Genomic DNA, 14,261 nt, shown 5'->3' with positions numbered 1-14,261 from the left:
CTGATTGCGACAGGAAGTGCCATCAGTATAAATGACTTCCCCCACAAATGACTTCCGGAAGCAGGCTGGATCGAGGCGTGGCTCAGGCCAGCGTGAGAACCGTGATCTCCGGCGGACAGTTGAAGCGGAAAGGGACACCCACCGCGCCAAGGCCGCGATTTACGTAGAGCTGGGTGGGGCCGAGGCGGTAATAGCCTTCGGTGTAGATTTCGCCGAGCTCGGGCAGGAACATGGGCGGCAGAAAAGGCAGGCGTACCTGTCCTCCGTGCGTATGGCCGGAGAGCATCAGGTCGACGCCGTGAGGGATCACTTCCGGCAGGATATCCGGCTCATGGGCCAATAGAATCAATGGCTCACCGGGGCGTCCCGAAAGCGGAGGGATGGCCAGATCGAGACGGGCGTGCTTGGTCACAGCATCCCCGATCCCGGACAGCCAGATGCGCTGGCCTTCCCGCTCAAGAGGAACGGCTTCATTGTTCAGGACCGGGATGTGATGTTCTTCGAGCGCCGCGGTCACCGCCTTGGGGTTGAATCCGGCGTCATGGTTGCCCATGATGGCGTAACGCTGCGGGCAGCGGATGTGTGACAGATGCGCGGCGCAATCGTAGGCGAAGCGGAGAATGTCCGGACGTGCCCAGGTGTTGTTGGAGATGAAGTCGCCGGTCAGCACGACAAGGTCGGCCTGGATATGGTTGACCCGCTCCACGACGAGCCGGAGGAAGAACGGCTCGGTGAAGTTCGCGTAGTGAAAATCGGAGATCTGGAGAATGCGGAAGCCGCGAAAGGCCTCCGGCAGGCCGGTAATGCGGATTGCGACGTGCTCGACGCTGATTTCATGTCGGGAGACTTCGGCGGCGTAAAGTGGAACGCCCAGCGCCGTGGCGCCAGAAAGAGCGAGGAAGCGACGCCGGCTGATACGAGGCTTCTGCTGAGTTGCAGATGTCTCCATTCTTAAATTCTACCTGCAGGGTTGGGAAGCCCCGGTTGAAAAGCCCCATGGTGGAAAAGCGCAACGGCCGGACGGGGAAGCCGTCCGGCCGCTCAACTGTTGCGATACCTGCGCGTTAGTAAGGGTAAATGTAGCCTGGCGGAGGAGGATAGCCGCCGTAAGGATAGTACGGACGACGCACCAGCCGGGGCTGGGCCGGAGTCGCCGGTGCGGATGAGGCCAGGCGCTGCGCCTCCTGCCAGGAGACTGGCTGTACGGTAACCGGGGTGGTCAGGTGGAAGTCCAGCTGAGTCTCGGTGGGCAGGATCAGCCGCGGACCGTTGGTGGCCGCCGAGGCTCCGAGGCCAGCAGCGCCGCCGACACCGGCGCCGATCGCCGCGCCTGCTCCGCGTCCGATGATTCCGCCGATGAGAGCGCCGACCGCAGCTCCGCCCACGGTGTTCGCGGCAGTGTAGCCGGCCTTGTTGGGACCCTTGTTGTCCCATACGTCGGTGACGACGGGATAGCTTCTGCCTTCGAGGTTAATGCTGGTCAGGTTCAACTGCAGCTTGGCCGATCCGCCTAGCTCGCCGCCCTTCTTGGCTTCGACGACCTGGCCGGTGAGCACGGCGCCGCGGGGAATGGCGAGTACGCCGCCCTGAAAGACGTCGGCAGCCGCTGTGGCCTGAAAATAGGCTCCGGTCTTGATGTTCGAGGTATCGATGGTCTCGTTCAGGCGCACGCGGACGAGCGTTCCCTGCGGGATGGTAACCGGCCCGCTGGGCGGCTGCGGAGCCTGGTTGTAGTAGGCCTGCGCAGGCTGTTGCTGATAGCCGCTCCGAGGCGCGGTCTGAGCGCCATATCCGCCCTGTCCGTAACCCGACGATCCGGCATCGGCCGGAGGCTGCGGAGCTGTGCTCTGTTGGATATTGGCTTCGTCAGGTGGCGCCGGAGCCTGGTCGTCACCGGAAAGGGTATTGGCCTGATTTGCAGCCGAGGAGTTGGCGGCCGGCATCGGGGAGTTGGGATCGGTCACCTTGAGGTTGTTCGCAATCCCGCTGACCCCGGTCACATTGGCGGCCACGGTTTCCGCTTCCTGCCGCTGGGCATTGGTCTGCACCGTGCCGGCCAGGGTTACCTGCCCATTGGAGGTGGTCGCCGTGATCTGCTGGCCCTGGAGAGCCGTGTCGTGCGTGATGGCATAGGCCACGTTGGACTGCACATTGTCGTCGGAGGGAGCTGCATTTTGTGCAAGCAGCACCGGGACTGAGAGCCAGAGGCAGCCGGAAAGCAGGCCGACAGTTCCAGCCTTCAGGAAGTTCATCTGCATAGTCCGCAACGTTTTATTCTGATTGCCGCTCATCTCGTTCAACCTCGCCGCTTGTGGGCCGGTCCGCATCTCGGATGCCGGCCGGCGTTTTCCGTTCCTGCTCAACAGTAAGGACGCGGACGCCGTTCCAAGCGTTATCTATTTGAACCACAGACCGGCAAAAAAGTTTCGGGGAATGGAGCCGGGCAGTTGCCTGACTTCATTCCCCGAAGTATTTGCTGTGGCAGCGCTTTAGCCGCGCTGCTTCTTGTAGAGATTGATCAGGTTGTTGGTCGAGCTGTCGTGCGACGTCACCTTCTCCGCGCCCTCCAGCTCGTGGCCGATGTTCTTGGCCAGCACCTTGCCCAGTTCCACGCCCCACTGGTCAAACGAGTTGATCTGCCAGATCACGCCCTGGGTAAAGACGCTGTGCTCGTAGAGGGCGACCAGCTTGCCGAGGGCTTCTGGTGTCAGCTCGGGAACGAGAATGGTGTTTGACGGGCGGTTGCCTTCGAAGACGCGGTGGGGGACCAGCCAGTCGGCCGTGCCCTCGGCTTTGACCTCTTCGGCGGTCTTGCCGAAGGCCAGGGCCTCGGCCTGTGCGAAGACGTTGGCCATCAGCAGGTCGTGGTGGTTGCCGAGCGGGTTCAGCGTCTTTGAGAAGCCGATGAAGTCACAAGGGATCAGCTTCGTGCCCTGGTGGATGAGCTGGTAGAAGGAGTGCTGGCCGTTGGTGCCGGGCTCGCCCCAGAAGATCGGGCCGGTCTCGTAGTTCACATGCTTGCCGGAAAGCGTGACGTGCTTGCCGTTGCTCTCCATGGTGAGCTGCTGCAGGTAGGCCGGGAAGCGCTTGAGGTACTGGTCGTAGGGCAGAACCGCGACGGTCTGGGCATTGAAGAAGTCGGTGTACCAGACGGTCAGCAGACCCATGAGCGCGGGCAGGTTCTTCTCGAGCGGAGCGGTGCGGAAGTGCTCGTCCATCGCGTGGAAGCCGGCCAGCAGCTTGCGGAAGTTGTCCGGACCGATGGCCAGCATGGTCGAGAGACCGATTGCCGAATCCATGGAGTAGCGGCCGCCCACCCAGTCCCAGAAGCCGAACATGTTCGCGGTGTCGATGCCGAACTTGGTGACTTCTTTCTCCGCCGTCGAGACGGCGACGAAGTGCTTGGCGATGGCGGCTTCGTGCTTGAGCTTGGCCAGCGCCCAGACGCGCGCCGAGTGCGCGTTGGTCATGGTCTCGAGGGTGGTAAAGGTCTTCGAGGCGATGATGAACAGCGTCTCTTCCGGATCGAGGTCGCGCGTGGCCTCGACAAAGTCCGTGCCGTCGATGTTCGAGACGAAGCGGAAGGTCAGGTCGCGCTGGCTGTAGTGCTTGAGCGCCTCATAAGCCATGACCGGGCCGAGATCCGAACCGCCAATGCCGATGTTGACGATGTTCTTGATCGCTTTGCCGGTGTAGCCCTTCCACTCGCCCGAGCGGACGCGGTCGGAGAAGGCGGCCATCCGGTCGAGAACCGTGTGCACTTCCGGCACGACATCCTCGCCGTCGACGACGATCTTCTCGCCCTTGGGCGCGCGCAGCGCCACGTGAAGCACGGCACGATTCTCGGTGATGTTGATCTTTTCGCCCGAGAACATCGCGTCGATGCGCGACTTCAGGCCGCTCTCTTCGGCGAGTTGGAGGAGCAGCTGGATGGTTTCGTCAGTGATGCGGTGCTTCGAGTAGTCGAGGAAGATGCCGTCGGCTTCGGCCGTGAGGCGGGTGCCGCGCTCGGGATCGTTCTTGAACAGATCGCGCAGGTGCGCGGTGCTGATGCTCTTGTAGTGCGCCTCGAGCGCCTTCCAGGCGGCCAGTTCGGTCAGGGGTGTCTGGGCGGGAGCGGAAGTGTTGCTCATCGTTGTGCCATCTACCTTTCACAAAAAAGTGTTCTCTTTGAGCCTAATACACTTGCTTGGATTCCGAATGCAGGCTGGTCGTCTCGTGAAAGTGCTGTAAATGAACTGGCCGTCCAGGCTTCTCGCCTTCGGCACCCTCGACAAAGCCTTTGCCCGCCGGCGGCGCGTGCGCCGGTTGAGCTAGACGAGGGCTGATTCTTGGTACCCATCGCTGGACTTGTGGATGTGGCCAGTTCAGCAAACAGCAAAACGCCGCGACGGATCGATCCGTCGCGGCGTTTGTCGTTTTCTAAGAAGGATTACGACTCAAGTGCGAACTTCCGTCCGGCTTCGAGCAGCTTCTGCACTGATTCCTTCGAGCACGATTCAGAGTAGATACGCATCAGCGGTTCGGTGCCAGAGGCGCGGAGCAGCAGCCAGCTCTTGGCGGCGTTCGGCTTGGTCTTCGCCTCAGGGTTGTCGAGGAAGAACTTGATGCCGTCGAGCGTCTCGACATGCTCGACCGCCATGCCTGCGAACTCCTTCACGCCGGCGCGTGCGCGGGCGATGGCGGCATTCTTGATGTCGTCCGGAATATGCAGATCGATGCGGCCGTATTGGTGCTCGCCGTACTCGGCTTGCAGATCGGCGACCAGCTCGCCGAGGGTCTTGCCTTCCTCGGCCATCACGTTCGCGAGCAGTAGCGAGTTGAGCAGGCCATCGCGCTCGGGCAGGTGACGCGAGATGCCGATACCGCCCGACTCCTCGCCGCCGATCAGGATGTCCTTCTCGAGCATGAGGTCGCAGACGAACTTGAAGCCGATGCCGTGCTCGTGCAGGGTGCGGCCATACTTGGCCGCGATGCGGTCGAGCATGAGTGTGGTGTTGAAGGCGCGGGTGATGTCGCCTGGCCAGCCCTTGCGCTTCAGCAGCCACTCCAGCAGCACGGCGTAAATCTTGTGCGGATCGACAAAGTTGCCATGCTCATCGGCGGCGCCAATGCGGTCGGCGTCACCGTCGGTCGCGAGGCCCGCGTCACACTTGTTTGCGACGACCGCTTCTTCGAGCGCGATGATGTGCGGCTCGATGGGTTCAGGGTTGATGCCGGGGAAGAGTGGATCATGTTCGGCGCGGATCTGGATGTGGTTGACGCCGATCTCGGTGAAGATGGCGGAGATGATGCCCGCGCCCGCGCCGTACATGCAGTCGATGGCGAACTTCTTGCCGGCCTTGGCGATCAGGTCGAGGTCGACAAACTTCTTGATCGCGTCGACGTAGGCGGGAACAAAATCAACCTCTTCGATCGAGGCAGGCGTTGCGGCCTTGATGGGCGCATCGGCCAGGTGCGACTCGATGGCGGAGATGATGGAGGGCTTGCCCGAACCACCGTACCAGGCCTTGTACTTCACGCCGTTCCACTGGAAGGGGTTGTGGCTGGAGGTGATCATGACGCCGCCGGCCGCGCCGAGCTCGCGCACGGCATAGGACAGAGCCGGAGTGGGTGTGATGCGGCTGGCCAGCTTGATCGGGATGCCGGAGGCGGCGACGACTTCGGCGACGGCGCGCGCGAAGCGGTCGGAGGCGAAGCGGGTGTCATAGCCGATGCAGATGCCCTTGCTCACGGCTTCCTTGGGATCGGTGGAGGCGTGCAGATAATTCGCGACGGCGGAGGCGGCAATACGGACGTTGTCGAAGGTGAAATCGTCGGCGATGATGCCGCGCCAGCCGTCGGTGCCGAACTTGATCGCTGTGGTTTGGGCCATGCTGTATTGTCTCGCTCTTAAGGGGGATTCGGGGGTGGTTTTGGACGCCAGGCCTCTGATTCGGCTGCCGATCAGATGAGGTCTTTGCGTCCCTGTGCGGCGAGTTCCTTCACAACTTTGCCGACGTCCTGAGAATGATGGCGCGAGGTAATCAGAACGGCGTCCTCGGTTTCGACGACGACCAGATCCTTTACCCCGACCAGAGCGACGAATTTCTGCGGGGTGTACACATAATTATCGTGCGCCTCGATGGCCAGGCTGCCGGAGGCTTCCGTGACATTGCCGTGCTCGTCGAGATTGGCCTTGATCTCATGGCTGTGCTCGAAGAGCGCAGCCCAGGAGCCGAGATCATTCCAGCCGAAGTTGGCCGGCAGGCAATAGAGGCTGGAGCGGCTCTCACCCTTGGCCGAACGGGGCTCGAGCACGGCGTAATCGACGCTGATGTTCTCGCACTGCGGATAGAGCGCGGCGAAAACCTCGCGGAACTCGGGGGTGCCGTACGCGTTGGCGATCTTTTCCAGTAGTGGCGCGGTCTCCGGCAGATGCTCGCGGATGGCGTTGGCGATCGTGCGGGCGCTCCAAATGAAGATGCCGCTGTTCCAGTGGTAATTACCGGCGGCGAGGAACTCCTCAGCGCGCTCCTGATTCGGTTTCTCCGTAAAGCGGCGTACGCGGGCCACGCCTTCGCCGATTTTTTCTCCGGTTTCGATGTAGCCGTAGCCGGTCTCCGGGCGCGTAGGTGTCACGCCGAGCACGACCATATTCTCACCGGCTGCCGCGAGGTTTACGGCCTGTTCGATGACACGGATGAACTCAGGCTGGTTGCCGATGACGTGGTCGGCAGGAAAGATGCCGATCACCGCTTCCGGGTTGAGTTTTTCGATGAGGAATGCGGCCAGGCCCACGGCAGGTGCGGTGTTACGTGCAGCCGGCTCGCAGACCACATGCTCATCGGGAACCACGTCGAGCTGTCCGCAGATGGTGCCGGAGAGCAGGTCGTTGGTGATGACCCACACATCCTCGGGGCTGGCCAGAGGAGCCAGGCGGTCGACGGTGCGCTGGATCATGGTGCGTTCGCCGTCGAGCGCGAGCACCTGCTTGGCGCGGGCCTTACGGCTGCGGGGCCAGAAGCGCGTGCCGCTGCCGCCGGCGAGGATGATGGGACGGAAGTCGATCTTCAATGCGCGTCACCTTTCATGGAGGATGAGGGGGACCGGTGTGATGCGGCTTCGTGGTGTGTGCCCTCAGTGTTGCTGTGGATGGAGAACAGGCGCTGGGGAAACGTAAAACCGGCGCGCGGCCAGGTGATCCCGGGCCGCGGCTTGGAAGGCGGACTAAACTTCGTTCGGGCGGATACGCACCACGCTCGAAGGCGAAGTGGCGGTCACGGTAACGCCGGCGGCGTCGGCTGGGATCACAGCGAGCTGGCAGCGGCCGACAGTGAAGGGTTCGGCGCCGGTTGCGGCGATCTCGAGCGAGCCGTCGACGACGAAGAGCATCTGCACCTTGCCGATGGGAGTCACCAGGCTATTTGCCTCACCCGCAGGTACATCCCAGCGCTCGATGCGGAAGTACTTCTCGTCGATCAGGATGGTTGAGCCGTTGGCGGCCTGCGGCGGAATCTTGCCGGCGTGTGTCTCAAGGCGCATGGCCTCGATCGACTTCTCGATGTGCAGCTCGCGCGGGCGGCCGTAATCGTACATCCGGTAGGTACGGTCGCTGGTCTGCTGCGTCTCGAGGATGACGACGCCCGGGCCCATGGCATGCACGGTGCCGGCGTCGACGTAGAGCATGTCGCCCTTCGAGACCGGAACCATCTGGAGCAGGTCTTCGAGCGTGGAGTTCTCGATCGAGGCGCGGATTTCATCCGCAGTGACACCGTGCTTGATGCCGAGCGCGACCGCGGCGCCGGGCTGGGCGTCGAGCGCATACCAGCACTCGGTCTTGCCGCGCGGCTCGCCGTACTTCTGCGCCAGCGCGTCGTCAGGATGCACCTGCACGCTGAGCTTTTCCTTGGGGAAGAGCAGCTTGATGAGCAGCGGGAACTCGCCGGTGCCGAAGGCCTCGCCGAGCAGGCCGTGGCCGAGCTTGGCCGTGATCTCGGTCAGCGTGAGGCCGGCATCAGGGCCGGTGGCTACTTTGCACATCTCGCCGGTCAGCCAGACTTCGCCGATGGGCTCGCCGTCGGTGTGGAAGTCATACCAGGGAGCAAGGTCGTGGAATCCCCAGATACGGGTACGGAAATACGGCTCGAGGCGGAAGGGGGCAAGTTCACTCATGCTCTTCCAGTATGCCTGAGAAGTGGGAAACAACTGAAGAGGAAAGGATTACGGGTTAGTGAAAGGGCGATCCCGGCACTCGTCTTCTGGGCAATTTACGATGAAAGAGATATGGCTCGTTATCTGGTGACCGGCTGTGCCGGCTTTATTGGTTCGTGGCTTACGCAGACTTTGATCGAGCGTGGCGACGTGGTGCGGGGGCTCGACAACTTCGAGACCGGGCGTAAAGAGAATCTTGCTGCAATCGACGGAAAATTCGAATTTGTCCACTGCGACCTGCGCGATGCCGAGGCGACGGCGCGGGCCTGCGAGGGCGTGGACTCTATCTTCCACGTGGCGGCGCTGCCCTCGGTGCCGCGCTCGGTGCTCGATCCGCGCACCAGTCACACGGCGAACATCGACGGCACCTTCAACCTGCTCGAAGGCGCGCGCGCGGCGGGTGTGAAACGCGTGGTCTACTCGGCCTCGTCTTCGGCCTACGGCAACCAGCCCGGCTTTCCGCGCGTGGAGACGATGGTGCCCATGCCCATCGCGCCCTACCCGGTGCAGAAACTCACCGGCGAGTACTACATGAAGAGCTTCTGGCAGGTTTACGGACTTGAAACGGTCTGCCTGCGTTACTTCAACATCTTCGGGCCGCGCCAGGTGCCGGATTCGCCCTACAGCGGCGTGATGGCCAAGTTCACGCTGCAGATGATGCAGGGCGAACGGCCCAGCATCCACGGCGACGGCGAGCAGGGTCGCGACTTTACCTACGTCGCCAATGCCGTTTCCGCCAACATCAAGGCCATGGAAGCGCCTGTCGAAAATGTCTCCGGCCGCGTCTTCAACGTGGCGTGCGGCGATCGTCACACGCTCAACGACACCTTCCGCGTGCTGGCGCAGCTGCTCGGCTTCAAGGAGCAGCCCATCTATGGACCGCCGCGCACCGGTGACATCAAGGACTCTCTGGCCGATATCTCCGCCGCGCGTGAGGCCTTTGGCTACGATCCGGCTATCGGCTTTGAAGAAGGCTTGCGGCGCACGGTCGAGTGGTACAAGGAGCAATACGCCGCTACGGCTGGCCGCTAAGGCGACTTCCTCTGGCGTGGGGAAAGAAAGGCTCCATCGCGGCAACAATTTATTAATTTGTTGCCGCTTGGATTTTGCTTTGCGCATGAGTTTCCCGAGAGTAAATTGAGCCTCGTCAGTTATTTCCTGATAACGAGGTCCTACGTATGAAGAAGCTCGCTGCGGAAGCGATCGGTACCTTTGTTCTGGTCTTTGGCGGCGTTGGCAGCGCGGTACTCGCCGGCAGCCATATCGGTTTTCTCGGAGTGGCATTTGCCTTTGGACTTACGCTTCTGACCATGGCCTACGCCATCGGGCCGATATCCGGTTGCCACATCAATCCGGCGGTGACACTGGGTTTGCTCGTCGCCAGAAAGATCGGCGTAAAGGATGCGGTCGGCTACGTGATCGCCCAGATTGTTGGTGCGATCATCGCTGCAGCCTTGATCCTTTTCATCGCGCAGGGCGCTCCCGGGGGTTACTCCGCTGCCACGTCCGGCCTGGGAGCGAACGGGTATGGCGCGCACTCGCCCGGCCTCTATTCTCTGCCGGCGTGCTTCCTGGCTGAGGTTATTCTCACCGGTTTTCTGGTCCTGACCGTGCTCGGGTCGACGGACATTAAGGCTCCGGTAGGCTTTGCCGGCATTCCGATCGGTCTGGTGCTGGTGTTGATTCATCTGGTGGGCATTCCGATTACGAATACCTCGGTGAATCCGGCGCGCAGCATCGGTCCTGCGATCTTTGTCGGTGGCTGGGCCTTGCAGCAGCTGTGGCTGTTCATCGTCGCGCCTTTCGTCGGCGCAGTGATTGCAGCGGTTCTCTATGGAGCCATCCGGCCGTCGGATACGACGATTACGGCAGGAGAGGCTGAGCGGGCTCTGCCGAGCGAACAGCGCGAGCGCAGAGGATAAGGCTCGCACCAAATGGAGGATGCCGGGCCGTCCGAGCGGGATTGCGGACGGCTCCGGAATCCACGCACCGAACCTTAGTACTTACGCGCGACAAACTTCTGACAATTGTCACTGGTGTACCTCTGGATGCGGCCTACACTGTTTTCACGCGGAGCCATGCTCCGCATGTGAGACAACCGCATGAGCTCTGCCAGCACCACTCTTCCTTCCGAGATCATTCCCACCAGCATTCCGGCTGTCGAAGTTTCGGCTCCGGTCGCGCTCGGCGAACGTATCGCCTCGATTGACGTGATGCGCGGCGTGGCGCTGCTCGGCATCCTGGCCATGAACATCCAGGATTTCTCGATGATCGGCTCGGCGTATCTGAACCCGACGACCTATGGCGATCTCCAGGGCTGGAATTATGCGGTATGGATTGGCTGTTATCTGTTGGCCGAGCTGAAGTTCATGTCTATCTTCTCCATGCTCTTCGGTGCTGGTGTGCTGCTGATGACCAGCCGCATCGAGGCAAAGGGAAGGCCAAGCGCGGCGATTCATTATCGAAGGATGGGCTGGCTGGCCCTTTTCGGTTGCCTCCACGGCTACCTGCTCTGGCCGGGAGACATTCTTTTTACCTACGCACTGGGAGGAGCAGCGGTCTATCTCGCACGCAAGCGCAAAGCGCGCACCCTGATCGTCTCCGGGCTGCTGGTGACGGCGGTGGCTTCGGTACTCTATGCCGGCAGCTATGAGACGCTTCCTTATTGGCCGAAGCCGCAGGTGCAGCAGATGGAGGAGAGCTTCTGGCATCCTTCTCCGGAGGCCAAGGCGAAGGAGCTGGCGACATATCGCGCCGGCTGGCGTGTCGAGGAGCCGGATCGGATCAAGCAGGAGATTGCCATGCAGGTGCAGGGCAATCTCTTCATGGCTTTCTGGCGCGCCTACGGTCTGATGCTTGTCGGCATGGGCCTCTTCACGCTGGGTGTTTTCAGCGCCAAGCTGCCGGCGCGTGTTTATGGCTGGTTTATCGCTTCGGGGGTACTGATTGGCCTGCCGATGGTGGCCATGGGCGTGCATGAAGCGTTTGCGCATGGCTGGACACTGCGGCAGGGCTTCTTCCTCGACTCGCAGTGGAATTACTGGGGCAGCCTGCCGGTGTGCCTCTTCTGGATCGGGCTGGTGATGCTTGCCTGCCAGAAGGGCTGGGTGACGGGTGCGCGGCGCAGGCTGGCCGCGGTCGGCCGCATGGCCTTCTCGAATTACATCTTTGACACGGTGCTGTGCACTTTTCTCTTTTATGGATGGGGCCTTGGCCTCTTTGGCAAGGTCAGCCGCATGGATCAGTTCGGGATCGTGGTGGCGATCTGGGCTGTCCAGCTGCTTGTTTCACCGCTATGGTTGCAGCGCTTCCGCTTTGGGCCGCTCGAGTGGATGTGGCGTTCACTGACCTATTGGAAGATGCAGCCGATGCGATGGAAGTCCACGCCTGAGTTGACACGGGGCGAAGTCTGAATCGGCCGGCGGCGCAACTTCCACCCCCTGTCGTGCGTCAACAGGGGGTGGATCAGGCTGCAAGGAAGGCTGGAGGGTCCGATGCTTCGTTATGTCGGTAGCGTGTTTGCAGGGGTTCTGCTGATTGGTGGAATCAGTGGATGGGCTCAAAGCCAAAGTGATAGCCAGACTGCACCACCACCACCACCCGCTGCCGGGGCATCTTCGGCGCAGGATAAGGCCCGGCCGGATTATCAGCCTGCACCCTTCACCTTCCGCGCTGAGTCGCGCGTGGTGCTGACCGATGTCACGGTGACCGATAGCCATGGCAATCCGGTCCGCGGACTGCCCAAGGGGGCCTTTCGTGTCTTCGATAATGGCAAGCCGCAGAAGATCGATTCCTTTCAGGAGCACAGTGCACAACCCGGCGAGAAAGCTGAGCCCATTGCCGCTGCCGCTTCAGGCAACACCTTCTCGAATGCTTATCTCAAGAGCCTGCCGCCGACACTCAACGTGGTGGTGATCGACATCTCGAACCTCGGCCTCTCCGACCAGATGTACCTGAATTACGAGCTGACGAAGTTCTTTGAGCAGGTGCCGCTTAACCAGCCGATCGCCATGTACCTGCGCGCCGGCTCTGGCTGCTTCCTGGTGCAGGACTTTACCGCCGACCGCAGCCTGCTGCAGGCGGCGCTGCGCCGCGCCATCCCGCGTTTTCCGCCCACTGGGCGCGAGTGGCTCTCCGAGCTCGATACCATGCACAGGCTAGCCATTTCTCTCGGCCAGTTTCAGGGCCGCAAGAACGTGATCTGGTTTTCCGGTGGCTCCACGCTTTTCAGCGGCGACTGGTGGCTCATGGACAATTACTCCGACTGGCGCATCCTCTACGATGAGCTCGAGCAGGAGCGCATTGCTCTTTATCCGGTCGATGCCCGCGGTCTGGGAATGACGCCGCACGTGGGCCAGCACATGCTCATGGCGGAGATGGCACAGGCCACCGGAGGCCAGGCGGTCTACAACAACAACGGTTTCAAGGAGGCGATGACCCGCATCCTCGACACCGACCGCAATTACTACACGCTTACCTACTCGCCGAGCGAGTTCAAGCGGGACAACAAGTACCACAAGGTGCGTGTGGAGATGGCCGATGGCAGCCACTATCAGCTGAGCTACCGCCAGGGCTATTTCGCCGATGGCAGCATCGGAGGGACGGCCGACCTGATCGAGCGCCCGCGTCCGCGCACCCGCATCCTGAGCGATGGCCAGCGGATTACGCTGCCCAGCCTCGGTGACCAGCAGATTGTCTTTAAGGCGCAGCTGCTGGCCGCTGACAGCCCGGAGGCGACGCAGGCGAAGGTCAACGCTACGATTCCGGCGCCGAAGAGCCGCCGGGGCTCAAAGCCCTATATTCTTCGCTATTCGTTACCGTTTTCCGACATCGTGACGACCCCTGGCAGCGGGCAGGAGAATGGGCTGCAGCAGATCAAGGTGGCTGTTGCCTCCATGCAGCTCAGCTCGGTGGGCACACCGCTCGAGAAGCGTGCCGAGCTGGTTCAGCTGACCACCACCGATCAGAACGCGCAGGCTGGAGCAGGCAGGGTCATCCTGATCGATCAGCCTGTGAACATCGGTAAGGATGACGCCTACCTGTACCTCGGCGTCTGGGACCAGACAAGCGGCCGGACCGGCACTGTCACGGTGCCGATCCCGGGGGCAAAGCGGTAAGGCTTAATTCCTAATTCCGGAAGAAGTTCTTCGCGAGGAAGAGCACGTTGGCGGGGCGTTCCGCCAGGCGGCGCATGAAGTAGGGATACCATTCGGCACCGAAAGGCACATAGACGCGGACGTTATAGCCCTCGTCGATGAGCTTGCGCTGCAGGTCGCGACGGATGCCATAGAGCATCTGGAACTCGAACTGCGATGGCGCGATGTTATGACTCTTCGCGTAGGCCTTGGCGGCTTCGACCATGGCTTCGTCGTGCGTGGCGAGGCCGTGATAAAGGCCGGAGTCGAGCAGCTGACCGGAAAGCTTTACATAGTTGGCATCTACGTCTGTCTTTTGCGGGAAAGCGAGATCGGCCGGCTCCTTGTAGGCTCCTTTACACAGCCGGATGCGGATGCCTTCGGCCGTGAGCCGGGCGATGTCCTCGGCGCTGCGATAGAGATAAGCCTGGATGACGATGCCCACATGGTCGTGATTCTGCGGGCGGGAGTGCAGCTCGCGGACCAGATCGATGGTCGCCTGCGTGTACTCCGAGCCTTCCATATCCACGCGGACGAAGGTATTGGCCGCTACGGCATGGTCCACCAGATCGGAGACGATACGCCGCGCGAGTGCGTGGTCCGGATCGAGATCCATACCCATCTGGGTGAGCTTTACGCTGACGTTGGCCTTGAGCTTGCGCATGGCGATGGCGTCGAGCAGCCGGTGATAGATGTCGGCCGAGCGTTGCGCTTCCTGGGGGGTGGTGACGTTCTCGCCGAGACTATCGAGGGTAGAAGCGATCCCGTGAGCCTGCAGCGCCTCGGCGGCGGCAACGGCTTCACTGATGGTCATGCCTGCGACAAAGCGCGAGGACATGCGGCGGCCGGCTGTGGAGCTTTCAGAAAAACGGCGGAGAGGCTGATTCCGCGACAGGGCAATAAAAGCAGAACGAAGGATGGGCATCGTGACAG

11 protein-coding genes are annotated in these 14,261 nt (G+C 61.8%); 4 read left to right on the top strand and 7 right to left on the bottom strand.

Going from position 1 to position 14,261, the window contains the following annotated elements; genetic code table 11:
* Positions 1-82: 82 nt before the first annotated feature.
* From ESZ00_RS01175 to ESZ00_RS01150, 6 genes are all read right to left on the bottom strand, one after another.
* Positions 83-949: a metallophosphoesterase gene (locus ESZ00_RS01175; RefSeq protein WP_129206343.1), complete on the bottom strand. Its 867-nt coding sequence runs from the start codon at positions 947-949 to the stop codon at positions 83-85.
* 115 nt (positions 950-1,064) lie between these two features.
* Entirely contained in the window at positions 1,065-2,291 is a 1,227-nt protein-coding gene (locus tag ESZ00_RS01170) for a BON domain-containing protein (RefSeq protein ID WP_164981276.1), read from the bottom strand.
* A gap of 198 nt (positions 2,292-2,489) precedes the next feature.
* Positions 2,490-4,133, bottom strand: coding sequence for a glucose-6-phosphate isomerase (pgi, locus tag ESZ00_RS01165; protein WP_129206341.1), 1,644 nt, complete (start codon positions 4,131-4,133; stop codon positions 2,490-2,492).
* A 299-nt stretch (positions 4,134-4,432) separates the two neighbouring features.
* Positions 4,433-5,875 (bottom strand): phosphoglucomutase/phosphomannomutase family protein, encoded by a 1,443-nt coding sequence (locus ESZ00_RS01160; RefSeq protein ID WP_129206340.1) that lies wholly within the window; start codon positions 5,873-5,875, stop codon positions 4,433-4,435.
* A 71-nt stretch (positions 5,876-5,946) separates the two neighbouring features.
* Positions 5,947-7,056: a mannose-1-phosphate guanylyltransferase gene (locus tag ESZ00_RS01155; RefSeq protein ID WP_129206339.1), complete on the bottom strand. Its 1,110-nt coding sequence runs from the start codon at positions 7,054-7,056 to the stop codon at positions 5,947-5,949.
* 153 nt (positions 7,057-7,209) lie between these two features.
* Positions 7,210-8,154 carry a type I phosphomannose isomerase catalytic subunit gene (locus tag ESZ00_RS01150; protein WP_129206338.1) on the bottom strand — a complete coding sequence of 315 codons (945 nt, stop codon included), beginning with the start codon at positions 8,152-8,154 and terminating at the stop codon, positions 7,210-7,212.
* Positions 8,155-8,265: 111 nt separating this feature from the next.
* On the opposite strand from ESZ00_RS01150, the gene ESZ00_RS01145 reads away from it, so the two are divergent.
* From ESZ00_RS01145 to ESZ00_RS01130, 4 genes are all read left to right on the top strand, one after another.
* Positions 8,266-9,225, top strand: coding sequence for an SDR family oxidoreductase (locus ESZ00_RS01145; protein WP_129206337.1), 960 nt, complete (start codon positions 8,266-8,268; stop codon positions 9,223-9,225).
* A gap of 146 nt (positions 9,226-9,371) precedes the next feature.
* Entirely contained in the window at positions 9,372-10,115 is a 744-nt protein-coding gene (gene aqpZ, locus ESZ00_RS01140; protein WP_129206336.1) for an aquaporin Z, read from the top strand.
* A gap of 180 nt (positions 10,116-10,295) precedes the next feature.
* Complete coding sequence (locus ESZ00_RS01135; RefSeq protein ID WP_129206335.1) at positions 10,296-11,606, top strand: DUF418 domain-containing protein; 1,311 nt, start codon at positions 10,296-10,298, stop codon at positions 11,604-11,606.
* 81 nt (positions 11,607-11,687) lie between these two features.
* Entirely contained in the window at positions 11,688-13,310 is a 1,623-nt protein-coding gene (locus ESZ00_RS01130; protein ID WP_129206334.1) for a VWA domain-containing protein, read from the top strand.
* A gap of 10 nt (positions 13,311-13,320) precedes the next feature.
* Here the strand turns inward: ESZ00_RS01130 and ESZ00_RS01125 are convergent, their stop codons facing one another.
* Positions 13,321-14,166: a proline dehydrogenase family protein gene (locus tag ESZ00_RS01125; protein WP_308419036.1), complete on the bottom strand. Its 846-nt coding sequence runs from the start codon at positions 14,164-14,166 to the stop codon at positions 13,321-13,323.
* Positions 14,167-14,261: the final 95 nt, after the last annotated feature.

The organism is Silvibacterium dinghuense, assembly GCF_004123295.1.
Lineage (GTDB): Bacteria > Acidobacteriota > Terriglobia > Terriglobales > Acidobacteriaceae > Silvibacterium > Silvibacterium dinghuense.
The sequence above is the reverse complement of the archived record's forward strand: the minus strand, read 5'-3'. Positions and strand labels throughout refer to the sequence as shown.

Bases quoted from the DNA above. Each gene is read 5' to 3' on its own strand.
- ESZ00_RS01175 (WP_129206343.1), bottom strand. From the start codon at position 949: ATGGAGACATCTGCAACTCAGCAGAAGCCTCGTATCAGCCGGCGTCGC.
- ESZ00_RS01170 (WP_164981276.1), bottom strand. From the start codon at position 2,291: ATGAGCGGCAATCAGAATAAAACGTTGCGGACTATGCAGATGAACTTC.
- pgi (WP_129206341.1), bottom strand. From the start codon at position 4,133: ATGAGCAACACTTCCGCTCCCGCCCAGACACCCCTGACCGAACTGGCC.
- ESZ00_RS01160 (WP_129206340.1), bottom strand. From the start codon at position 5,875: ATGGCCCAAACCACAGCGATCAAGTTCGGCACCGACGGCTGGCGCGGC.
- ESZ00_RS01150 (WP_129206338.1), bottom strand. From the start codon at position 8,154: ATGAGTGAACTTGCCCCCTTCCGCCTCGAGCCGTATTTCCGTACCCGT.
- ESZ00_RS01145 (WP_129206337.1), top strand. From the start codon at position 8,266: ATGGCTCGTTATCTGGTGACCGGCTGTGCCGGCTTTATTGGTTCGTGG.
- aqpZ (WP_129206336.1), top strand. From the start codon at position 9,372: ATGAAGAAGCTCGCTGCGGAAGCGATCGGTACCTTTGTTCTGGTCTTT.
- ESZ00_RS01135 (WP_129206335.1), top strand. From the start codon at position 10,296: ATGAGCTCTGCCAGCACCACTCTTCCTTCCGAGATCATTCCCACCAGC.
- ESZ00_RS01130 (WP_129206334.1), top strand. From the start codon at position 11,688: ATGCTTCGTTATGTCGGTAGCGTGTTTGCAGGGGTTCTGCTGATTGGT.
- ESZ00_RS01125 (WP_308419036.1), bottom strand. From the start codon at position 14,166: ATGTCCTCGCGCTTTGTCGCAGGCATGACCATCAGTGAAGCCGTTGCC.